General features: G+C 40.4%; 21 protein-coding genes and 1 tRNA gene. 10 read left to right on the top strand and 12 right to left on the bottom strand.

Going from position 1 to position 21,814, the window contains the following annotated elements; translation table 11 throughout:
* Positions 1 to 61 precede the first annotated feature (61 nt).
* From purU to K1F36_RS10445, 4 genes are all read left to right on the top strand, one after another.
* Positions 62 to 910, top strand: coding sequence for a formyltetrahydrofolate deformylase (purU, locus tag K1F36_RS10460; RefSeq protein ID WP_220113768.1), 849 nt, complete (start codon positions 62 to 64; stop codon positions 908 to 910).
* A gap of 62 nt (positions 911 to 972) precedes the next feature.
* Entirely contained in the window at positions 973 to 3,261 is a 2,289-nt protein-coding gene (locus tag K1F36_RS10455; RefSeq protein WP_220113767.1) for a glycoside hydrolase family 65 protein, read from the top strand.
* A 119-nt stretch (positions 3,262 to 3,380) separates the two neighbouring features.
* Positions 3,381 to 4,082 carry a DUF4197 domain-containing protein gene (locus tag K1F36_RS10450; protein ID WP_220113766.1) on the top strand — a complete coding sequence of 234 codons (702 nt, stop codon included), beginning with the start codon at positions 3,381 to 3,383 and terminating at the stop codon, positions 4,080 to 4,082.
* Between the two features lie 517 nt (positions 4,083 to 4,599).
* Positions 4,600 to 4,791, top strand: coding sequence for a hypothetical protein (locus K1F36_RS10445; protein ID WP_220113765.1), 192 nt, complete (start codon positions 4,600 to 4,602; stop codon positions 4,789 to 4,791).
* 16 nt (positions 4,792 to 4,807) lie between these two features.
* Here the strand turns inward: K1F36_RS10445 and pyrF are convergent, their stop codons facing one another.
* The 9 genes from pyrF to K1F36_RS10400 form a co-directional block, all read right to left on the bottom strand.
* Positions 4,808 to 5,629 carry an orotidine-5'-phosphate decarboxylase gene (gene pyrF, locus K1F36_RS10440; RefSeq protein WP_220113764.1) on the bottom strand — a complete coding sequence of 274 codons (822 nt, stop codon included), beginning with the start codon at positions 5,627 to 5,629 and terminating at the stop codon, positions 4,808 to 4,810.
* 42 nt (positions 5,630 to 5,671) lie between these two features.
* Entirely contained in the window at positions 5,672 to 6,748 is a 1,077-nt protein-coding gene (gene prfA / locus K1F36_RS10435) for a peptide chain release factor 1 (protein WP_220113763.1), read from the bottom strand.
* Positions 6,749 to 6,817: 69 nt separating this feature from the next.
* Entirely contained in the window at positions 6,818 to 8,113 is a 1,296-nt protein-coding gene (locus tag K1F36_RS10430) for a DUF3570 domain-containing protein (RefSeq protein WP_220113762.1), read from the bottom strand.
* A 27-nt stretch (positions 8,114 to 8,140) separates the two neighbouring features.
* On the bottom strand, positions 8,141 to 8,350 hold the full coding sequence (locus K1F36_RS10425; RefSeq protein ID WP_207032553.1) for a DUF4266 domain-containing protein: 210 nt from the start codon (positions 8,348 to 8,350) through the stop codon (positions 8,141 to 8,143).
* Positions 8,351 to 8,362: 12 nt separating this feature from the next.
* The gene (locus K1F36_RS10420; RefSeq protein ID WP_220113761.1) at positions 8,363 to 9,358 is read right to left on the bottom strand and encodes an FAD:protein FMN transferase; all 996 of its coding nucleotides are present in this window, start codon (positions 9,356 to 9,358) and stop codon (positions 8,363 to 8,365) included.
* Positions 9,355 to 9,792, bottom strand: a complete 438-nt coding sequence (locus tag K1F36_RS10415) for a thioredoxin family protein (protein WP_220113760.1) — start codon at positions 9,790 to 9,792, stop codon at positions 9,355 to 9,357. The genes K1F36_RS10420 and K1F36_RS10415 overlap by 4 nt, the downstream gene beginning before the upstream one ends.
* 20 nt (positions 9,793 to 9,812) lie before the next feature.
* On the bottom strand, positions 9,813 to 10,253 hold the full coding sequence (locus K1F36_RS10410; RefSeq protein ID WP_220113759.1) for a QcrA and Rieske domain-containing protein: 441 nt from the start codon (positions 10,251 to 10,253) through the stop codon (positions 9,813 to 9,815).
* A gap of 48 nt (positions 10,254 to 10,301) precedes the next feature.
* Positions 10,302 to 11,480, bottom strand: coding sequence for an AIR synthase related protein (locus K1F36_RS10405; protein WP_220113758.1), 1,179 nt, complete (start codon positions 11,478 to 11,480; stop codon positions 10,302 to 10,304).
* Positions 11,481 to 11,560: 80 nt separating this feature from the next.
* Positions 11,561 to 13,747: a glutamine synthetase III family protein gene (locus K1F36_RS10400; protein ID WP_220113757.1), complete on the bottom strand. Its 2,187-nt coding sequence runs from the start codon at positions 13,745 to 13,747 to the stop codon at positions 11,561 to 11,563.
* Between the two features lie 211 nt (positions 13,748 to 13,958).
* Between K1F36_RS10400 and K1F36_RS10395 the strand changes: the two genes are divergently transcribed.
* Positions 13,959 to 14,969 (top strand): glutamine synthetase beta-grasp domain-containing protein, encoded by a 1,011-nt coding sequence (locus K1F36_RS10395; RefSeq protein WP_220113756.1) that lies wholly within the window; start codon positions 13,959 to 13,961, stop codon positions 14,967 to 14,969.
* A 64-nt stretch (positions 14,970 to 15,033) separates the two neighbouring features.
* Here the strand turns inward: K1F36_RS10395 and K1F36_RS10390 are convergent, their stop codons facing one another.
* On the bottom strand, positions 15,034 to 15,972 hold the full coding sequence (locus K1F36_RS10390) for a calcium/sodium antiporter (RefSeq protein ID WP_220113755.1): 939 nt from the start codon (positions 15,970 to 15,972) through the stop codon (positions 15,034 to 15,036).
* Positions 15,973 to 16,123: 151 nt separating this feature from the next.
* On the opposite strand from K1F36_RS10390, the gene K1F36_RS10385 reads away from it, so the two are divergent.
* From K1F36_RS10385 to K1F36_RS10375, 3 genes are all read left to right on the top strand, one after another.
* Positions 16,124 to 16,483: a BlaI/MecI/CopY family transcriptional regulator gene (locus tag K1F36_RS10385; RefSeq protein ID WP_108246475.1), complete on the top strand. Its 360-nt coding sequence runs from the start codon at positions 16,124 to 16,126 to the stop codon at positions 16,481 to 16,483.
* Positions 16,483 to 18,198, top strand: coding sequence for a M56 family metallopeptidase (locus K1F36_RS10380; RefSeq protein WP_220113754.1), 1,716 nt, complete (start codon positions 16,483 to 16,485; stop codon positions 18,196 to 18,198). The genes K1F36_RS10385 and K1F36_RS10380 overlap by 1 nt, the downstream gene beginning before the upstream one ends.
* 523 nt (positions 18,199 to 18,721) lie before the next feature.
* Positions 18,722 to 18,865 carry an SsrA-binding protein gene (locus K1F36_RS10375; RefSeq protein ID WP_220113753.1) on the top strand — a complete coding sequence of 48 codons (144 nt, stop codon included), beginning with the start codon at positions 18,722 to 18,724 and terminating at the stop codon, positions 18,863 to 18,865.
* Here K1F36_RS10375 and K1F36_RS10370 read toward each other — a convergent pair.
* Positions 18,862 to 19,374, bottom strand: a complete 513-nt coding sequence (locus K1F36_RS10370) for an adenine phosphoribosyltransferase (protein WP_176620609.1) — start codon at positions 19,372 to 19,374, stop codon at positions 18,862 to 18,864. The genes K1F36_RS10375 and K1F36_RS10370 overlap by 4 nt on opposite strands.
* 62 nt (positions 19,375 to 19,436) lie before the next feature.
* Between K1F36_RS10370 and K1F36_RS10365 the strand changes: the two genes are divergently transcribed.
* Together K1F36_RS10365 and K1F36_RS10360 are read left to right on the top strand one after the other, a co-directional pair.
* A tRNA-Arg gene (locus K1F36_RS10365) sits at positions 19,437 to 19,510 on the top strand.
* Between the two features lie 223 nt (positions 19,511 to 19,733).
* Positions 19,734 to 20,969: a site-specific integrase gene (locus K1F36_RS10360; protein ID WP_220113752.1), complete on the top strand. Its 1,236-nt coding sequence runs from the start codon at positions 19,734 to 19,736 to the stop codon at positions 20,967 to 20,969.
* Between the two features lie 364 nt (positions 20,970 to 21,333).
* Here the strand turns inward: K1F36_RS10360 and K1F36_RS10355 are convergent, their stop codons facing one another.
* A complete protein-coding gene (locus K1F36_RS10355) occupies positions 21,334 to 21,753 on the bottom strand; it encodes a hypothetical protein (RefSeq protein ID WP_220113751.1) in 420 nt (139 codons plus the stop codon).
* Between the last annotated feature and the right edge of the window lie 61 nt (positions 21,754 to 21,814).

The following is a 21,814-nucleotide window of genomic DNA, read 5'->3' as shown; positions in this document are numbered from 1 at the left end:
ATATTAAATCTTTGGGCTTGCTTTTTTGAATACCATAATTTTATCCGCTCAAATGTGTCCCATGAAACTGACCATTCTTATCAACTGCCCGGACCAATCCGGAATCATTCGTTCCGTTACCACCTTTGTGCACCAGCAAAAGGGAAACGTGGTATATCTGGATCAACACGTGGACAAACAGGCCGGTGTGTTTTTTATGCGCCTTAAAAGCGAGTTTGAACAGGAGATTGACCTATCCTCCTTCAAAACGGATTTTGAAAAAGAGTTGGCCAGTGAGTTCAACATGGAATGGGATGCATACACCGACGATTACAAGCCCAAAATGGCCATTTTTGTTTCCAAATACAATCATTGCCTCTACGATTTGCTAAGTAGGTACAATTCTGGGGAATTATCGGTGGACATACCATTTATATTGAGCAATCACACGGATTTGGAATATGTTGCGGAGCAGTTCAACATCCCCTATTTTCATATTCCCGTAACCAAAGCGACCAAGGAGGAGGCCGAGGACAAACAGTTGGGACTTTTGGAGCAATATGGGGTGGATTTTATTGTTTTGGCCAGGTATATGCAGATTGTATCTCCAAAGGTGATAGATGTATTCCCGCAGAAAATCATCAATATCCACCATTCGTTCTTACCTGCCTTTGCCGGGGCCAAACCCTACCATGCTGCTTTTGAAAGAGGTGTAAAAATTATTGGTGCCACGAGCCACTACGTAACAGAGGACTTGGATGCCGGACCAATTATAGAGCAAGATGTCACTACCGTTTCGCATACCCATTCGGTTAAGGATTTTATAGCCAAGGGAAGGGATTTGGAGCGTATTGTACTTTCGCGGGCGGTTCAACTTCATGTAGCGCGAAAAACGATGGTCTACAATAACAAGACCGTGATTTTTTCATAATCAAAGATTATGTATCTTATAATCAACGAGCAATAAACAAACAATTCAATCAATAGCCTAAAATGCATCAAGATTATATACAACCGAACCCATGGAGTATTATTGAGGAAGGTTTCGATAAAGGTCGGGTAAAATCTTCCGAAAGTCTTTTCAGTATAGGCAATGGGGCCATGGGGCAACGTGCCAATTTTGAAGAAGCCTATTCTGGCCCCACCTTTCAAGGCAGCTATATCGGAGGGGTTTATTATCCTGATAAAACCCGGGTAGGATGGTGGAAAAACGGCTATCCTGAATATTTTGCCAAGGTATTGAATGCTCCCAATTGGATTGGTATTGATGTAGAGATTGATGGCTCCGCTTTGGATTTGGCCACCTGCTCCAACATTAAAAATTTTAAACGCGAGCTGAACATGAGAGAGGGTTGGTACCAAAGAAGTTTTGTGGCCAACACATCCAAAAACATTGAAATAGAGGTGGTTGCGACTCGTTTCTTGAGTTTATCGCATGACGAAGTGGGAGCCATCAAGTTTGAGATTACTCCGCTCAATTCCGATGCCTCAATTGTTTTTAAACCCTATATCGATGCAGGTATTACCAATGAGGATAGCAACTGGGACGATAAGTTTTGGAATACTACAAAGATAACATCAGAAAAAAACAGGGCTTTTATTGCATCCCACACCATGAAGACAAATTTTAAGGTGTGCACATTTATGCAGGCCCATTTGTCGTATGGCGACAACCTAAAAGTAACGCCAGATGCAGAAAAGAAAGAAGAATTATCTATTGGTTTCGAATTCTCTCAAAATGTAAAAAAGGGCGAAAAAGTAAGTTTGACCAAATTTGGTGGATATACCGTGGACCGCAACCACCCGCCCGAAAAATTGACCGAAGCAGCAAATACTGTTTTAGACCAAGCATCATCACTTGGTTTTGAAGGGCTTTTGGAAGAACAGAAAAAAGCTTGGGCGTCCATCTGGGACATGAGCGACATTACGATTGAAGGTGACATAAAAGCTCAACAAGGCATCCGATTCAATATTTTTCAACTGAACCAAACATATACAGGTACTGATTCCCGATTGAACATTGGCCCGAAAGGATTTACGGGCGAAAAATACGGAGGTAGTACCTATTGGGATACCGAAGCGTACTGTTTACCATTTTATATGGCGACCAAAAACCAAGAAGTAGCTCGGAAATTGCTCAAGTACAGGTACAACCATCTGGAAAAAGCCATTGAAAATGCCGAAAAACTAGGTTTTAAGAACGGTGCCGCACTTTATCCGATGGTCACCATGAACGGAGAGGAATGCCATAATGAGTGGGAAATCACTTTTGAGGAAATCCATAGAAATGGGGCAATTGCCTACGCCATTTTTAACTATACCAGATACACTGAAGATTACAGCTACATTCCAGAAATGGGGCTTGAAGTCCTAATCGGTATAGCCCGTTTTTGGCAACAGCGGGTCAATTGGTCCGAACACCGAAACAAATATGTGATGCTGGGTGTGACCGGGCCAAACGAATATGAAAACAACGTACACAACAACTGGTACACTAACTATTTGGCCAAGTGGTGTCTGGAGTATGCTTTGGAACAGTTGGAACAGGTGCAACAAAACCATCCTGCGGATTACAAAAGGGTGATGGAAAAAACCAAGTTGACCAACGACGAGACAGGACTTTGGAAAAAAGTGGCTGCCCACATGTATTTCCCGTATTCCGAAGAGCATGGTGTCTATTTGCAACAAGATGGGTTCTTGGACAAGGATTTGGTCCGTGTGGCCGACTTGGACAAAAAAGAACGCCCCATTAACCAACATTGGAGCTGGGACAGAATTTTACGCTCACCCTACATCAAACAAGCAGATACGCTACAGGGATTCTATTTTTTTGAGAATCACTTTACCGAGCAGGAACTGGAAAAACACTTTGATTTTTATGAGCCGTTTACCGTTCATGAATCTTCGCTTTCGCCTTGCGTTCACTCGGTGCAGGCAGCCAAATTAGGCAGAATGGAACAAGCTTACACATTCTACCTGCGTACTTCTCGATTGGATTTGGACGATTACAATAAGGAAGTGGAAGAAGGATTGCACATTACCTCCATGGCAGGAACTTGGATGAGCATTGTTGAAGGCTTTGGCGGTATGAGGGTTAAGGACGGAAAACTTTCTTTTACCCCTAAAATCCCTGAACAATGGGAAATGTATTCCTTCAAAATCAATTTTAGGGAAAGAGTTATAAAAGTGACGGTGAGCCAAAATGGTGCTGATTTGGAGATTGACGGAGGCGAACCCCTAGAAATCGTCGTCAACGAAAAACCAATCACATTATCCGCTTAATCCATCAAATAAAAGAACGAAATAATTTTCGGATCGAGGTGATTTCAGCTAAAAATTGATAAAATCAATCAGTTTTAAGTTGATTCGAGCTATTTTCATATCAACTTAAAAATTTAACCATGAAAAGATTATTGCTATGCGTATTGGTATTCCAACTGGTGGGCTGTGCTGAACTGCAACAAGTGGTCAACCAATTGCCCCAAGGTACTGGAATCGGAAATGATCAAATAGCCCAAGGACTCCGCGAGGCCCTAAATATGGGAATTGAAAAACAAGTTAACAAACTTACGAGCGAGAACGGGTTCTATAAGAACGAACTAGTAAAAATCCTGCTGCCGGAAGAACTTCAAAAAGTGGACAAAACTTTGCGTGATATCGGTCTGTCCAGTTTGGCCGACGAAGGATTAAGAATTATCAACCGTGCCGCGGAAGATGCCGTTGGAGAAGCCACACCAATTTTTGTACAGGCAGTAAAGGGCATCACTTTTAACGATGCCAGACAAATACTTTTGGGGAACGATAACGCAGCGACTCAATATTTACAGCAAGCGACCAAGACACAACTGTACAACAAATTCAATCCGGTGATAAAAAATTCGTTCCAAAAAGTAGGCGCGGACCAAATCTGGAGCAATATTATCACCAAGTACAATAGCTTGCCGTTGACCAATGATGTAAACCCTGATTTAACCGATTATACCACCAATGAAGCCTTGGAAGGAGTGTACGCCATGATTGCGGTAGAGGAAAAGGAAATTAGGACAAAAGTTTCGTCAAGAACAACAGATTTGTTAAAAAAGGTCTTTGCTCTTCAGGATTAATCATAATTTTTTGATAAAAACGCAATAACTCAAAAAAGAAGACGTTATAAACTCAATAATTAAGTATAATTATAACAAAATCCTAAAGTTAAATTAACCTTGGCCTCAAGGTTAAACTTGAATTTTGTACAAGTTATCTGAGTTAGCATTTTTTTGAGTTAGTTAGTTTAAAAACCGGTGTTCCTCACCGGTTTTTTTCTTTATCGGTATCCCAAAAACGTTGAATCCTACATTTGAACCAGGAACATTTCAGTTTGAGCTCAAAAAACAACACTCCTCTCTTTTGAGTTAACAGTAGAACGGATTAAAGCATATTGTTCCGACAATTTGAACCAAATTACGCCCGTAAAAAGGATACGTTAATATTGTCCAAAACTAGTGTTAGCGAAGACTCCGAAATTGGCTGTATACGTTAAATTTTAGATAAATTACCTGATTTATAGACGTATACCTGCAACCAACGTAGTCCACCAGCATCTTTTGAACGTATCTTTGTTATTAACAAATCTTGAGAGCTATGAATAATCAAAATTGTAAAGTAGGGGCCGTAACACCGATTACAGGTTTAAGCCAAGCAGCTACCATTTTGGAGATAATGCACCAAAATTTTATGGAAAAAGCAGCCAGTGTAGCTGCAAAGGAGAATCAGTTGGATGAGTTTTTCAAAAGAAAGGCACAGAACATCAAAAAGATTTTAGAAAGCCTATAATCGGCATTGCTATGTTCTATTTGATTTTGTTCAGTTCAATTTGCATTTCTTGCTGGATTTCGTGTGCCTTTTTTGCAGCGGCTTCGGCAAAGTCATTGCCCGTTGATGCATAAATAATTCCTCTGGAAGAATTCACCAACAAACCTACATTTTTGGTGATTCCATACTTGCATACTTCTTGCAAACTACCTCCTTGTGCCCCTACTCCTGGAACCAATAAAAAGCTCTCAGGTACAATTTTTCGAATATCTTCCAAGTAAGAAGCCTTGGTGGCCCCGACCACATACATCAATCGTTCTGAACCTTTGTAGGTTTTGGAAACGGACAACACTTCTTTGTACAATTCCTGCCCATCAACATTTTTGGTCTGAAAATCATACGCGCCCTGATTGGAAGTCAATGCCAATAGGATGGTATGCTTATCCTTAAATTCCAAAAAAGGTTCAACGGAATCCTTGCCCATATACGGCGCAATGGTAATGGAATCAAAATCCATGGTCTCAAAAAAGGCCTTGGCATAGCGGGTAGATGTATTTCCGATATCTCCACGTTTGGCATCCGCAATGGTAAAAATCTCAGGATGCTCGGTATTTAGATATTCCATGGTTCGCTCCAAGGACTTCCACCCATCAATTCCATAGGCTTCATAAAAGGCAATATTGGGTTTATAGGCCACGCAATAGGAATGTGTAGCATCTATAATAGCTTTGTTGAAAGCGAAAATGGGATCCTCTTCTTTTAGAAGGTAATCAGGAATTTTATCCAAATCAGTGTCGAGACCAACACAGAGGAATGATTTTTTTTGACGTATCTGGGCGATTAAATCTTCTATCTTCATTGAGGTGCGTTCTCGAAAGTACTAAAAAATGTATGCTAAACATTAAAATATTTCTGAAGCTTCTTTGAGTTTTTCCGTGTTTTCCACCAACATCAACTCATCGATAATCTTTTGGACATCTCCGTTTATAATGTTCTGTAAATCGTAAAGGGTAAGACCTATTCGGTGATCGGTAACTCTTCCTTGCGGATAGTTATAGGTACGAATTTTGGCCGAACGGTCCCCGCTACTAACCTGAGAGTTACGTTTGGCAGCATCTTCGGCCTGTTTTTTGGCCAATTCCATATCATACAAACGTGCACGGAGCACCTTGAATGCCTTATCCTTGTTCTTGTGCTGGGATTTTTCATCCTGACATTGCGCCACAATTCCCGTAGGTTCGTGGGTAAGCCGTACGGCAGAATAGGTCGTATTCACCGACTGACCACCGGGTCCTGAAGAACAGAAATAATCGATACGAACGTCTTTGGGATCAATTTGAACGTCGAATTCCTCCGCCTCCGGAATTACCATTACGGTTGCGGCACTGGTGTGTACCCGACCTTGGGTCTCGGTCTGTGGTACACGTTGCACACGGTGCACCCCTGCTTCAAACTTGAGGGTTCCGTACACATCTTCTCCATTTACTTCAAAGTGGATTTCCTTGTATCCACCGCTGGTTCCCTCGCTCAAATCGATAACGTTGGTCTTCCATCCTTTGGATTCGCAATATTTGGTATACATACGGAACAGGTCGCCTGCAAAAATACTGGCTTCATCTCCACCGGTACCTGCACGGATTTCCATTACAACGTTTTTGGCATCTTCTGGATCTTTAGGAATCAGAAGAAACTTGATTTCCTCTTCCAATTTGGGCAAGGCACTTTTGGCCTCGTCCATCTGCATTTTGGCCATTTCCACCATTTCGGCATCACTGCCGTCCGAAATAATTTCCTCTGCCTCCTCTATGTTATTGGTAAGGGTTATGTATTCGTCACGTTTGTCGCTCAGCAATTTAAGGTCCTTATACTCCTTGTTCAGTTTTACGTACCTTTTTTGGTCCGCGATAATATCCGGCTGTATGATCAGGTCCGAAACCTCATCAAAACGCTGTTTTACAATGTTGAGTTTGTCTAGCATAAATCAATCCTCCTAATAGGAATGCGAATTTACGATTTTTTAATGGGATTATTTTCTAACCAAATGAGGTCAGTTACCAACAAAAGTAGTTCCAAAGGTAACAATGAAAGCATCAAGGCCGTCGCTACGATTATATCGGCTAAATTGAAGGTTGATGGTCTTTAAACCAAAATTGAGCAGCCGGGCACTCGTAAAAATATCCTTGTATTGCACTCCTACCCCGTATTGATGGGCATCATAATTGGACAAATCATAGTCCGAAGTATAAAAGTCGTAGGTAGACAATGCTTGCTCTTTGGGATAAAAATAATCCGCCGCTGTTTGGGTGTAGTAGCGGTAGCTGGGATATACGGTAAACTTATCCGAAAGTTTGACCGGGGCTTCCAGACTGGCTGTGTGTGAATTTACACCCCAATCATCCCAATAAAAGCGATAGTAAGATCGCAGGATCACCAAATCGTTCAAATAATAATTCAAACGACCACCAACAGGTAGTTTAAAACGACTATCTGGCAATTGCTCCACATTGTCCGCCAATTGAAACTCATCAATATAAAAATCCTCAAAATCCGAAAAATACACCCGCTGGAAGGGCGTGCTCAACAATCCGTGCTGGGATACCACATCCATAAAAAGTGCTCCTTGCAATTTTTGGCTCAAAATCTGGGAAAAGCTCAGGGAAAGCGAATAGGAGTTCCTGTTCTCATCATCAAATTCCGTAAAAATAGGGCTGTAATTCCCGTTCCCCGAGATACGATTATCAAAAAAACCTTCACGTAGTTCTATGGGATACTGTGAATTCCATTTATCCAAAAACACGCGACCGCTCAGGGTAATTTCTGTATTTTTTTCGTTGAACAATTTAGTAAAGCTGCCACCAAACCCTATGGAAGAATAATCGTATTCCGATGAAAAATAGGCGTTGGCACTCCAAATGGTGTTTCGGTCATCGGAACTATGTTGGTATGAGGGGTTGATATAGACCAGCATATCCTTTCGAGATTCTCCCGAAGAAGCGTCAAAAGGAGTAACATTGAGTCCACCGTCCAAAGGATTCACGTTACTGGAAGAAGCAGAGGTATAGGCGGACAGACCAACATCCACCGTTAAAATATCGTCTTCGTTCATAGGCATTCTAAGAACTATGCTCGAAGTCGCATCAGTTAACTCTTCGGTACCTTCCCCACCAGTTACTGCTGCATTTTGCCCATCCTGATTATAATAACTGAACAATACGTCGATTTCACTTGTCTCCAAAACCCTTCTCTTGTACGAAGTGTCCGCTTGTTGCGACCAGCCGATGAATGTTATCAAAAAGAAAAGGATTACGAAAACGGATTTTACTGATCTGGACAACTGCGTCATAAGGTTTTAGGTTGATTAAGCTAGCATCTAATTACATCCGCATCCGCCCCCTGTTTTGCCACCATTGGCACCGGAGGACGCCTCCCTATAAATATGGAAATTGGTCTCGAACCGTTCGCAAGGCCTGGCACTCAACTGCATCTCTTCAGCGTTCACATAGACTTTATCATACTCTCGCACTACAACGCAAGAGCTCGCTAAGATTAAAAGGAACAATAGAGCAATAAGTTTTCCCATACCATAAATGTACTAATTCGTATCGAACATAATCCCTGAACTTCGATGAACTTTGTTCTCAGAATCTACCACAACGGCCTCTACCCCATCAATCTGATTGATCATATGCAAACCAACATCGCGCCCCATTGTAAAAACTGCCGTTGCCAAAGCATCGCACAGCTCGGCTTGTTTGGCAAAAATGGAAACACTGTTGATTCCCCGCGTAGGATATCCCGTTCTTGGGTCGATAATATGGGAGTATTTTTCACCGTTGAGCGTGATGTATTTTTCGTAATTCCCCGAAGTGGCGACCGAGGACTCCACTACAGGCAACCAACTGAAAACTTTGCCCTTGCTCAATGGGTTGGCAATTCCTACCAACCATTTTTCCCCGGTTACCTTGGTTCCCCATGTAGTTAGGTCGCCAGAAGCGTTTATGATTCCTCCTTTCACATCCTTGGACACAAGTAAATCCTTCGCTTTATCAGCAGCATACCCCTTACCAATGGCCCCAAATCCGATTCTCATTCCTTTTTCAGGGAGATACACAGTCAGGTTTTCCGCATCTAATTTGATTTTTTTAAATCCCACTTTTGACACAGAATTTTTGATTTCGGCCTCACTTGGCATCTTATCCATGGTACCATCAAACTTCCAGATATTGTCCATGGAAGCATAAGTGATATCAAAAGCACCGTCTGTAATTTCAGATATTTTGATGGCTCGCTCAATCAATCCAAAAAGCTCTTGACTTACTTTAATGGGTTTTATACCTGCATTTTTGTTGACGAGGGAAGTTTCGGAGTTGTCGTCCCACGATGAAATAATCCGTTCTATCCGCTCAATTTCGGATACAGCTTCATCTATATTGATGTAACCTATTTCCTCGTTTGGTGCCACCACGGTTATCTCGAACCGAGTACCCATTAATTTTAAGGTCTTTTTTACGGTAACACCTGTTTGCCCCAACTGCCCGAACGACAGCAGGCAAGATAGACTGCACACTAAGGCTACGAGGATTTTCATTTTAAGAATTTATTGAGGGTATTAATATATTTTTCAGGACTGGTCCGGGCCACAAAGCCGGTAGTGCCCAATACATGTTGGTCTTTGTCCATAACCACCACCAATGGAAAGTATCCTTTGGTATTGTATTTTTCGGCCAAGGCCTTATTCTGGTTCATTTTGGCCTCTGGAAGTTGATTTTGTTTTTTCCTGGGAAAATCTGCGTCGTACATTACATAATGCTCCAAAGCATAAGCCTTGAACTCATCACTATCAAAAATATGTTTCTTTAAACGGATGCAAGGAGCGCACCAATCCGACCCTGAGAAAACCAGAACAATCGGTTTGTCCTCCGAAGACGCTTTGGTAAGTGCATCATCAAAACTTTCTTGCCACTGTTGTGCCTGAAGCATACCACAGCAAGTGAATAGTAGAATGTAGATTAATTTTTTCATTCGATTTGGGATTCAAAAAACTATTCATAAACCCGTAAAATGGAACCATCGAGTTCCGTATTGTAAACTGTTAGTGCCCTGGCCGGGGTTCCATCCACCTGATTTAACGGGGTTCCATCCTGACCAAACCTTGAACCATGCACATCGCAATAAAAAATACCGCCGCTCTGGTCCACAAAACGCACCTGATCATAAGATTGATGACTGCAAACTTGGCTCGCCGCCACATATTCTCCTTGTAGGTTTCTGGCAACGACCACTAAGTTCTTTAAAATAAAACCTCCGTTTTCGGAAAGATTCGAAGCTTCGGCTGAAGTAAGGTCAATGGTAAAGTCGATTCCTGTAGGCTCATCGACCAAGTTGCCATCAATTTCATCCTTGGAACACCCTTGTAAACAGGGAAATGTAAGGGCAAATGCGGCGCCAGCTCCCAAACTTCGGAGAAACTCTTTTCTTTCCATAGCATTAAGGTTTATATATTAAAACGCTATTTCCAGAGAAATCGTATGCTAGTATTCAAACTTGCCATACTCGCTTTGGATGGTCAATTTTTTGGTTTCGGATGGTTCTACCCGTCCAATAATCCGTGCATCTACATCAAAGCTTTGAGAAATAGCAATAATTTTTTTTGCAACCCGCTCATCCACATATAGTTCCATTCGATGGCCACAGTTAAAAACTTGGTACATCTCTTTCCAATCGGTTCCAGATTGTTCTTGAATCAATTTGAACAGGGGTGGAATCGGGAACAGGTTATTTTTGACTATGTGCAGATTGTCCACAAAATGAAGAATCTTGGTCTGGGCTCCGCCACTGCAATGCACCATCCCATGGATTTCATCGGAAGAATATTGCTCCAATATTTTTTTGATGATGGGTGCGTATGTTCGCGTAGGCGACAAAACCAATTTCCCTGCATCAAGGGGTGAACCGGGCACCTCATCGGTTAGTTTTGTATTGCCCGAATACACCAATTCATCAGGAACAGATGCATCAAAACTTTCCGGGTATTTTTCTGCTAGATATTTTGAAAAAACGTCATGTCGCGCGGAAGTCAATCCATTACTGCCCATTCCGCCGTTATATTCGGTTTCGTAGCTCGCCTTTCCGAAGGAGGCCAACCCAACAATTACATCTCCAGCCTTGATATTGGCGTTATCAATGATATTTTTTCGTTCCATTCTGGCCGTTACGGTGGAATCAACTATTATAGTACGCACCAAATCGCCAACATCTGCAGTTTCACCTCCCGTGGAACGGATGGTGATGCCATGTTTGTCCAAATCGGATATCAATTCTTCGGTACCATTGATAATGGCCGAAATTACTTCCCCTGGAATCAAATTTTTGTTCCTTCCTATGGTAGAAGAAAGCATAATATTATCTGTGGCTCCGACGCAAATCAAATCATCCACGTTCATGATAAGTGCATCTTGCGCAATCCCTTTCCAAACCGAAACATCTCCTGTTTCTTTCCAATACATGTATGCCAAAGAGGATTTTGTTCCCGCACCATCGGCGTGCATTACCAAACAATGGTCTTCGCTACCTGTTAAATAATCGGGTACAATTTTACAGAACGCTTTAGGAAACAGTCCTTTATCAATATTCTTGATGGCGTTGTGCACATCTTCCTTCGAGGCAGAAACACCTCTTTGAGCATATCTTTTACTGGTATCCGATGACATATGAAAGGTTTGGGCAAAAATAACGGAAAGCCATCAAACTATTGATATGCTTTCCGTGTTTTCAATTTTTCTTGAGTGTTCTATTTGGAAAACAACATTTCGCGGTATTTGGTAAATGGCCAGAATTCATCGGCTATCAATTTCTCCAAGGCATCGGAATGCTCCCGTATCTTCTCAAAATACGGCTTTACATTGTTACAGTATGCCTGGGCCTTTTTATCCACTACGGACATTCCGTTGGCCCTTTTACGGGCATCGGCCATTTCATCGGTCAATCTTTTTATTTCAACAATATGTTCCCCTATCTGCTCCAAAATGTTCAATTGTCCCTCGGCCACTTTTTTATGAGCTGCCCCATAGACTTCTTTGAGACCACTGATGTTTTCCAGCAGCATATTTTGATATTTTACTGCTGCAGGAATGATATGATTATAGACCATTTCACCCAATACACGGCCCTCTATTTGGATATGGAAGATGTATGCTCCCAATTCCACCTCTTTGTGGGCCTTGAGTTCCACTTCGTTCATCACATCCATCTGCTTGAAGAGGTCGATACTCTCCTTTGCAGTGATTACCTGAAGGGCCTCTGGTGTATTTTTATTGAAGCTCAGTTTTCGCCTTCTTGCCTCTTCCTGCCATTCTATTCCGTAACCATCACCTTCAAAACGAATACGCTTGGAGGTTTTGATATACTCCCGAAGCACATTGAAAACGGCTTCGTCCTTTTTCAGGTTTTTCTTGTCTATCAATACATCAACCTCCTTTTTAAAGTCGGTCAGCTGTTTGGCCATGATCGTATTGAGCATGGTCATGGGCTTGGCGCAGTTCAACTTGGAGCCCACACCCCGCATTTCAAACTTGTTGCCCGTAAAGGCGAACGGTGATGTTCTGTTTCTATCGGTGTTGTCCAATAAAATTTCAGGAATCTTACCCACCACGTTAAGCTTAAGCTCTGTCTTTTCCTGGGGCGATAGCTTTCCTTTGGAAACACCCTCCAATTCATCGAGTACATCGCTGAGTTGTTTACCAATAAATATGGAAATGATCGGTGGCGGTGCTTCATTGGCCCCCAATCGATGATCGTTACTTGCGGAGGCAATGGATGCCCTCAACAATTCTTCATAGGTGTCCACGGCTTTGATGGTATTCACGAAAAACGTCAAAAACTGTAGGTTTTTCATGGGTGTTGTACCCGGGCTCAACAGGTTGACCCCTGTATCGGTGGCCAACGACCAATTATTGTGTTTACCCGAACCGTTGATTCCCGCAAATGGCTTTTCGTGGAACAACACCGAAAAATTATATTTATCGGCAATCTCTTCCATCACATCCATAAGCAATAGGTTATGGTCTACGGACAGATTGGCTTCTTCAAAAACCGGGGCCAGTTCAAACTGGTTTGGAGCCACCTCATTATGACGGGTTTTCACGGGAATGCCAAGTTTGGTACACTCTTTTTCCAGTTCACTCATAAAGCCCAGTACCCGGGCGGGTATCACACCAAAATAATGGTCATCAAGCTGTTGACCTTTAGCGGAAAAACTTCCCACCAGGGTACGGCCGGTTACGGAGAGGTCCAATCGGGAATTGGCCAGTGCCTTGTCTATCAAAAAATATTCTTGCTCCCACCCTAATGTGGCGTGGACTTTTCTTACATTTTTATCAAAATATTGCGCCACTCCTGTTGCAGCTTGGTCAACTGCTTGCAAAGCTCGAAGCAAAGGAGCTTTGTTATCCAAAGCCTCGCCTGTGTAGGCCACAAATATGGTGGGGATACAAAGTGTTGTCTTATAGACAAATGCCGGTGAGGTTGGATCCCATGCGGTATATCCGCGTGCTTCAAAAGTATTTCGGATTCCACCGCTCGGAAAACTGGAAGCATCTGGTTCTTGCTGTACCAATTGTGCTCCCCCAAACTTTTCCATTGCCTTGCCGTTGGGCAGAATATCAAAAAATGCATCGTGCTTCTCTGCCGTTGCACCTGTCAAGGGCTGAAACCAATGCGTATAGTGCGTAGCTCCCATGGAAAGTGCCCAGGCCTTCATGCCCTCGGCTACTTGGTCCGCAATCTTTCTATCTATTTTTGTGCCTTGGAAAATAGCTGATTTTACTTTTTCGAATGCTTCACCGGTAAGAAATTGAAGCATCTTATCTTCATTGAAAACATTTTTCGCAAATAGGTCCGATCTTTTGCCTGTTTCATCAATATTGATATGTTCCCTATTGCGGCTTTCGACCAAAGCTTGAAATCTTGTTTTCGGCATATTCAATAATTTTTAATTTTCAAATCTACAATTAAGAATTTAATAATTTAAACTTCAAAAATTACTTTTTTTTCATTGATCCCTTTCAAAAACAGGGGTAATATAAATAATAAAGGGAAGTTTGTGATTTTACCCCCTTAAAACATTGATAATTAAATGAAAAAACTATTTTTGTTAATCATAAAATTGAGAACGATTAACTACCAGAATTATGAGCAAATCTAAATTAGAGTATCTATGGTTGGATGGTTATGAGCCAACAGCCAACATTAGAAGCAAGACTAGAATTGAGGAAGATTTTAGCGGTAAATTGGAAGACTGCCCTACGTGGTCCTTCGATGGTTCTTCTACCAAACAAGCCGAAGGTGGTTCCTCTGACTGCCTGTTGAAGCCTGTTGCGATTTACCCTGATCCAGCAAGAAGAAATGGTTATTTGGTAATGACCGAGGTGTTGAACCCTGATGGAACTCCACACGCGAGCAACTCCAGAGCTACTATCGATGATGAGGATGACGACTTCTGGTTTGGATTTGAGCAGGAATACTTTATTATGGACACTGCAACTCAGTTGCCACTGGGCTTTCCTGTTGGAGGTTATCCAGGACCACAAGGTCTATACTACTGTTCCGTTGGTGGAAGAAACACTTGGGGCAGAGACCTAGTTGAGGAGCACGCCGACCTTTGTTTGGACGCTGGTCTTCAGTTCGAAGGTATCAACCAAGAAGTTGCCGCTGGACAGTGGGAATTCCAATTGTTCGCCAAAGGTGCCAAGAAAGCCGGTGATGAAATTTGGGTTGCACGCTATATGCTACAAAGATTGACCGAGAGCTACGGTTACTATATTGAGTACCATCCAAAACCTATCAAAGGTGACTGGAACGGTTCCGGTATGCACGCCAACTTCTCCAACGAGCTTTTAAGAACTTGCGGGTCTAAAGAAATTTACGAAAAAGTATGTGAAGCTTTCCGTCCGGTGACCAAAGAGCACATTGCCGTTTATGGTGAGTACAATGATGAGCGATTGACCGGTAAGCACGAAACTGCTTCCATTAGCGATTTTAGCTACGGAGTTTCCGATAGGGGTGCTTCCATCAGAATCCCTATTATGACCGTTGAAAGAGGCTGGAAAGGATGGTTGGAAGATAGAAGACCTGCTTCCAATGCCGATCCTTACAAAGTTGCGGCCGTTATCGTAAAAACGGTTAAATCCGCAAAAGTATAATAAACACGTATATAAATTAGTTGTTGATTATAGATGAAAACCGTCCCGCTTTTTGGGGCGGTTTTTATTTTATGGTAAAATAAACAAAGGTGACGTAAAAAGCCAAGAGAATCAATCCGTCTCTCCAGCCCAAACGCAATCCCTTGGGAAAGAAAACCAAAGGAAGAACAAGAAAGGATATTCCCAACATCCAAAAAATATCACTGGACAATAAACCTTGGTCCATAACTGTAATTGGAGTAATAATTGATGTTATACCCAGTACGGCCAACAGATTAAAAATGTTGGAACCAATCAAGTTCCCAAGAGATATTGCTTTTTCCTTTTTTAGTACCGCGATTACCGATGCCGCCAATTCCGGAATGCTTGTGCCTACCGAGACTATTGTGATTCCAATTATACGATCGCTTACCCCAAAAGAGGATGCCAATCCTACGGAGCCATCTATCAACAATTCCGAACCTCCCCAAAGCGCCGTCCCCCCTATTCCCAAAAAGAGAACGATCTTATACAGAGGCAAAGGCACATCATCCTCTGGCATTTCATCCACAACAGCTGTTTTCTGAAATCTTAAAAGGTAGACCAAAAACACAAATAGAAAGGATACTAAAATAATCCCTTCGTATTGCTGAAGCTCTCCATCAAAATATATAAAACCACCAAAGAGCAAAGAAGCAAGCATCATAACGGGCCAATCCGTAGTATAGAAGCTCTTTCTTACATCTATACTACCCATTATAACGGTAATGGCCAAAACCAGTCCTAAATTAGCTATGTTGGAACCGACCACATTACCTAGTGCCAAGTCGGGAAAACCATCAAGGGCCGCTTTTATACTAACTATCAGTTCAGGGGCTGAGGTGGCAAAGGAAACCACCGTCATGCCGACGACAATCTTGGGAATATTCATTCTAAGGGATAATGCCACTGCCGATTTTAACAACCAGTTTCCGCCTGCAATCAACAGTACCAACCCCAAAACAATAAAAAGTAAATTTCCCAAAAAGTAATTTTTCGGTCAAAGATAAGGGAAGAAACCCGCAACCAAGAAGGTTATCTAAAAAATAAAAACTATAAAAATAGTTAATAAACTATAAAAATAGTTGTTTAACTAAATTATTAGTATTAGGTTTGAACCATATAAGTACAGAATCATGCAAAAATTGACCAATAAGGAAGAGGAAATCATGAAAATTCTCTGGGAGCTCAAGAAGGCTTTCGTTAAGGAAATCCTAGAGGAGATTCAAGGTGAAAAACCGCATTACAATACGCTATCTACTATTGTTAGGAATTTACAGGAAAAAGGGTTTGTTGACTACGAAGCGTTCGGTAACACTCATAGATATTTCCCCGTAGTAACAAAGGAAGAGTATAGAAAAAAGTATGTGAACGCTGCCATTGCCGATTATTACAACGACTCTTTTAAAAGTTTGGTCTCCCACTTTGCGCAGGAGGAGAAAATTTCCATTTCGGAACTCAAAGAAATCATTGACTTAATAGAAAAGAAGAAGTAATGGAACCGATATTCATGTATCTTTTACAGTCCATCGTTATCTCTGGAGGTTTTTTGGCGGTGTATCATATTTTCTTAAAACATGAAACCCTTTTCAAAGAGAATAGATTGTTTCTTTTATCGGGTTTGGCATTGACCTTTTTGTTTCCTCTGATAAAAATCAAGAGAAACATTGTGGTTGACCGACCTATATTCACTGAAACCGGAGAGCAGTTATCCCAAGTGGCTCAAACAGCTTCTGAAAGTGTTTGGCACTCACCAGAAAACATTCTTCTTACCTTATACATAGGAGTCTGTATATTCTTAACGAGAAGATTTATTTTGAAGCTGGCTTCACTAAAAAAACTGGCCCAAAATGCATATCGAAGAAGAGAAAGACCGTTTTTGCACATGCAAACGGAAAAGAGAATCTACCCCTTCTCCTTTTTTAATTACATTTTTTACAATCCTAGTCTTTTTGAACCCAACGAGCTGCACTCGGTTCTAGAACATGAAAAAGTACATGCCCGGCAGCTTCACACCTTGGACATATTATTATTGGAAGTTTTAAAAATATTTTTCTGGTTCAACCCTGCATTGTGGTTTTACAAAAGTGCCGTAAAACAAAACCTGGAATATTTGGCCGATCACTTTGCCATTGCAAACGCAGGCGACAAAAAATCCTACCAGTATCTGATGCTAAAACAAGCGGTAGATACTCAGGAATACACTTTAGCCAATTCATTTTATAATTCATTAATCAAAAAGCGAATAGTCATGTTAAATCAAAATCAATCCAAAAAAATCAATGTGCTCAAAACGTTAATGGTCGCACCATTATTAGGGCTGCTGTTGGTCAGCTTTAATATTGAGGAAAATTTTCTCTATAAAGATCTGGACAGCATAGATAGTGTTATCGGCAACGAAACAGCCCCAAAAGATAAAACGGTGGAGTTGACGATCGACAAAAACACTACTGATACCGAACTGGACAAAATAAAAAAGGATCTGGCCAAAGACGGTATCGACTTTAGCTACACGACCGTTAGAAACGATAACAAGGAAATTATTGATATTTCCCTACAAATGAGCGGTAAAAACTCCAAGGGGAAAACGTTTAGCGGCAATTATAGTAGCAATTCCGATGACGCTATCGACCCCATAACGGTATTGTTTGATGATGAGAGCAACGCAGTTTCTTTTTGGAATGCAAGAAAGAAAAACGTAAGAATCCATAAAATTAAGGGAACAGGCACTATTAGCACCGGTGACAGCACCAAAATAATCATTAGGAAGAGGGATGATAAAAAAATAGTGATCGTGGACGGTAAACAACTGAGTGATGAAGAGGTTAAAGAACTTCATATTGGCAGTAACTCATCTCTACATGTTATTGATGAGGATTCTGACTTGGAAAACAAACATGTTACTATCCGAAAAATCGAGAAAAAAGGAAAAGGGAACCATGTTATGGTCATCAGGGATTCTGATGACGATAAGGACATTGAAGTGATAAGCGGGGACGATGACTCGAGCTATTTTTTTATAGACAATGACGGTAAAGGGGAGTCACTATATTATGTGGATGGCAAAAAGGCCAAATCAGAGGATATCAAAAAAATTGACCCCAAAGACATTGAGCGTATGGATGTATTAAAAGGCGATAAGGCGGTTGAAAAATATGGCAAGAAAGCCAAAAATGGAGTTATTGAAATAACAACGAAAAAAAGCAAATAATTAAACTAGAACCGTATTTTGAATTGTCCGTAGAACCGTCTTAGTAAGGCGGTTCTTTTTTTATTATGACAAACGAAAACCTTAAAATAGGCTCATTTATAAACGAAAGTCCTCTAGGTTTTCAAAGAGAAGGCAAAAAAGCCCCTACAAATATGACATTTTCAAATATAAAAGTCATTTTAACCTTACAATTTAAAACTTTTTTCAAGGACAGATATTTCAGTTGAAGAAACAAGTCGTTTTTAAGGATACAATCTCGTATTCAATTACATTATTTATTGCCTAATCACTTGGAATCATGATATCTATCATTATATATTCGAAGAAACAACAATAAAATAACTGTTTTTTCAAACCTAAAATCAATCAAAAAATGATAGCAATTGTAAAGTTTTTCATCACACTTCTAGTGCAACTCTTAACGCTTATATTTATTTAGGACCGTTAAGGGTTGCTACATTGTTATTAATGACAACCTCTTGTAAACTGGTTTACCTATATTTGTGAAAAGCAACGTATTCTTATGTTTTACAAGATATTGGCAAAAATCAATAAGGCCCTGCTTCCATCATACACTAAAAAGGGATTGGACCTCGCCAAAGCTTCCAAACTACAATTGGCCATTATAGGTTGGCGCTACTACGTTACCAAAAATGCGTTGGATTAATATTGGAGCAATACCTCTTTTTGGTATTCTTTTATTTTTTCTGCTCCGTTCAAAAATGTTAGTTCAATCAAAAAATTGCACTGGACCACTTCGCCTCCCAGTTTTTCCACCAATTTACAAACCGCCCTTGCTGTACCTCCCGTAGCAAGTACATCATCGTGCACCAAGACCCTCTCCCCTGCCTCAATGGCATCCGAATGTATTTCGAGTGTTCCTGTGCCATATTCCAAATCGTAAGGTTCCGAAATGGTTTTGTACGGAAGCTTTCCGGACTTACGAACGGTTACAAATCCTGCCCCAAGTTTTTCGGCCAGCATGGGCGCAAAGATAAATCCACGACTATCCACTCCGACCACTTTATCAATTTTCATATTGCTTGTAAAACCCAATAAGGCCTCCCCTGCTTTTTGGAATGCGAATGGGTTTTTCAATAGTGGGGTAATATCCTTAAAAACGACTCCTGGCTTGGGGAAATCCTCAATATCTCGAATGTAGGGTGCAAAATCCATTTTTTGTATGCTAGGGTTTTGTGGTAAAGTTAAAAAGAAATATATTTGCAGCCCTTAAATAAGGCCGCGTGGCGCAACTGAATAGCGCATCTGATTACGGCTCAGAAGGTTGCAGGTTTGAATCCTGCCGCGGTCACTGGGCAGCAATGCCAAACAAACGGAAAACCTTACAGACTATATAACTGTAAGGTTTTCAGCATTTTTAGGGTATCATTTAATTTGTTTTGATTTCATATCATTCGGTGACAAATCGGTCAACAAAATCAAATCGTCAACACTGTTGACCGAATGGAGCTCTAAAATACTGGTATATAGTTGATTTGACTTTCATCTTAACGTTTAACCCTAAGATGACAACTATGAAAACATCACACACCTTTTCTATCCTATTCTGGATCAACAAATCACGAGCTATTAACAATAAAGCGGAAATCTTTGTAAGAATCACCGTAAATGGGAAAAGAGCAAATATTGGTGTCAAGAGAAAAATTGATATTGACCTTTGGGACAACCTAAACAAAAAAGTCAAAGGAAAAACAAAAGAGTCAAAAGAAATCAATCGATATTTAAACCTTGTTCAAGCTAGATTATTAGGTATTTACCAAGATTTAAAATACAAGGGAGAATTGATAACACCACAATTAGTCAAATCACTTTATCACGGTGAAAATATCAACTCCAAAACTCTTTTAGAATTACTGGAGTACCATAATAGAAAAATTGAAAACACTCTGGCTCCAGGCACCATTCGAAATTTTGGAATCACCGAGAATTACATTAACAGATTTCTGAAAAAAAATCTCAAAACAACTGATGTTTATCTACGTCAGCTTAACTACAAGTTCATTTCAGATCTTGAAATGTTTTTAGTTAATTATTATCCAAAGGGTCATCCAAAGGCAATGAGCCACAACACCGTCATGAAGCATCTCCAAAGGCTTAGAAAAATAATCAATCTTGCTTATCAACTGGAATGGATTGAAAGAGACCCTTTTTTGCGTTGGAAACCAACATTTGAACAAAAACAAAGAGAATTCTTAAGTGCAAACGAACTAAACAATTTAGAAACATATAAATTCTTAATTGATCGATTAGATCGAGTTAGGGATCTTTTTGTTTTCAGCTGTTATACTGGAATCAGTTACTCAGACATTATGGAGTTAACGAACAACAATCTAATTATTGGCGAGGATGGGAATAATTGGATTGTTACAAAAAGATTGAAAACGAAAACTTCGGTCAGAGTCCCACTATTAGGTCCGGCTAAAAATATCCTGTTCAAATACAAAAATCACCCTGTCACAACGCACTCGGCAACACTTTTACCGAAAATCACCAACGAAAAAACCAATCTATATTTAAAAGAGATTGCAGATGCAGTTGGAATTAAAAAGAATTTAACCTTTCATATGGCACGACATACATTTGCCACAACGGTAACTTTATCAAATGGTGTACCAATTGAAACTGTATCCAAAATGTTGGGACATACCAAATTGGCTACTACTCAAATTTATGCTCGTGTTTTGGACAAAAAAATATCTGAAGATATGTTAGCCTTACAAAAGAAGCTAAAAATCAAACCAATAATATAATAGTTTATTTGAACTTTATAAATGTAGGAATTTCCCATAAATACCTGTTTGGTCAAATTCCGATAGATCTGGAGTTTTTAAGTTTATGAAAGTTTAGAGACGATCAGATTCCAAATAACCATTGTGATGGAACGCTTTTCAATTAGACATAGAATTAAGAAAAAGTTGATCAGTCCAAATCCTATAACCAACATTCCCGCCAAATATATAGAAGCCCAGCCCTTCTTTCCTTTGTATTTTCTGTAGTAGTATCTGATTACAAATACCAGGGCTATTTGATACAATACAAATTCAAATATCTCCATTGGCTAAGTCATCATTTATTTGAACTTTTGTTGCTCTCAACACTGATTTAAGAAATAGGTTAGAATACAAATACTATTCTGACGACTATCCAAGCTATCATTAATGTTGTGGCAAAAAAGAAGAGGGTTTTACCTCTGGCACGGTCCTCTGATGAATACGAATATACTTTATTACCGTCTGGAAGTGTTTTCTTTGATGTCCACAAAAAGTAGCCTATGATAATTCCTATTATGCCTCCAAGCAATGCAAATATATAGCCGGCATAGAGCCAAGGTTTTTGATTTCCCTCAGGTTCCGAAAGAGTCTTTAGCCTTTCTTTTTTAAATGTACTTAAAAGTTCCTGATCTATCGATTTCCCCCTATCTGTCAAAATTTTTTGAGCAAGTGTATAGTCAAACTCATTCCATTCATCAGCCTTTATTAGGATCTCATATAATTCTTCATTTGTAAATTCGAACAGATAATAATCGTTGTCCACTTGATTTATCAAATTCTTTGTGTAGCCTTCCCTAAAAATAGGACAGTTTAAAATTCAGATT

This window comes from Flagellimonas abyssi (assembly GCF_019457905.1).
Lineage (GTDB): Bacteria > Bacteroidota > Bacteroidia > Flavobacteriales > Flavobacteriaceae > Flagellimonas > Flagellimonas abyssi.
The sequence above is the reverse complement of the archived record's forward strand: the minus strand, read 5'-3'. Positions and strand labels throughout refer to the sequence as shown.

Bases quoted from the DNA above. Each gene is read 5' to 3' on its own strand.
- purU (WP_220113768.1), top strand. From the start codon at position 62: ATGAAACTGACCATTCTTATCAACTGCCCGGACCAATCCGGAATCATT.
- K1F36_RS10455 (WP_220113767.1), top strand. From the start codon at position 973: ATGCATCAAGATTATATACAACCGAACCCATGGAGTATTATTGAGGAA.
- K1F36_RS10450 (WP_220113766.1), top strand. From the start codon at position 3,381: ATGAAAAGATTATTGCTATGCGTATTGGTATTCCAACTGGTGGGCTGT.
- K1F36_RS10445 (WP_220113765.1), top strand. From the start codon at position 4,600: ATGAATAATCAAAATTGTAAAGTAGGGGCCGTAACACCGATTACAGGT.
- pyrF (WP_220113764.1), bottom strand. From the start codon at position 5,629: ATGAAGATAGAAGATTTAATCGCCCAGATACGTCAAAAAAAATCATTC.
- prfA (WP_220113763.1), bottom strand. From the start codon at position 6,748: ATGCTAGACAAACTCAACATTGTAAAACAGCGTTTTGATGAGGTTTCG.
- K1F36_RS10430 (WP_220113762.1), bottom strand. From the start codon at position 8,113: ATGACGCAGTTGTCCAGATCAGTAAAATCCGTTTTCGTAATCCTTTTC.
- K1F36_RS10425 (WP_207032553.1), bottom strand. From the start codon at position 8,350: ATGGGAAAACTTATTGCTCTATTGTTCCTTTTAATCTTAGCGAGCTCT.
- K1F36_RS10420 (WP_220113761.1), bottom strand. From the start codon at position 9,358: ATGAAAATCCTCGTAGCCTTAGTGTGCAGTCTATCTTGCCTGCTGTCG.
- K1F36_RS10415 (WP_220113760.1), bottom strand. From the start codon at position 9,792: ATGAAAAAATTAATCTACATTCTACTATTCACTTGCTGTGGTATGCTT.
- K1F36_RS10410 (WP_220113759.1), bottom strand. From the start codon at position 10,253: ATGGAAAGAAAAGAGTTTCTCCGAAGTTTGGGAGCTGGCGCCGCATTT.
- K1F36_RS10405 (WP_220113758.1), bottom strand. From the start codon at position 11,480: ATGTCATCGGATACCAGTAAAAGATATGCTCAAAGAGGTGTTTCTGCC.
- K1F36_RS10400 (WP_220113757.1), bottom strand. From the start codon at position 13,747: ATGCCGAAAACAAGATTTCAAGCTTTGGTCGAAAGCCGCAATAGGGAA.
- K1F36_RS10395 (WP_220113756.1), top strand. From the start codon at position 13,959: ATGAGCAAATCTAAATTAGAGTATCTATGGTTGGATGGTTATGAGCCA.
- K1F36_RS10385 (WP_108246475.1), top strand. From the start codon at position 16,124: ATGCAAAAATTGACCAATAAGGAAGAGGAAATCATGAAAATTCTCTGG.
- K1F36_RS10380 (WP_220113754.1), top strand. From the start codon at position 16,483: ATGGAACCGATATTCATGTATCTTTTACAGTCCATCGTTATCTCTGGA.
- K1F36_RS10375 (WP_220113753.1), top strand. From the start codon at position 18,722: ATGTTTTACAAGATATTGGCAAAAATCAATAAGGCCCTGCTTCCATCA.
- K1F36_RS10370 (WP_176620609.1), bottom strand. From the start codon at position 19,374: ATGGATTTTGCACCCTACATTCGAGATATTGAGGATTTCCCCAAGCCA.
- K1F36_RS10360 (WP_220113752.1), top strand. From the start codon at position 19,734: ATGAAAACATCACACACCTTTTCTATCCTATTCTGGATCAACAAATCA.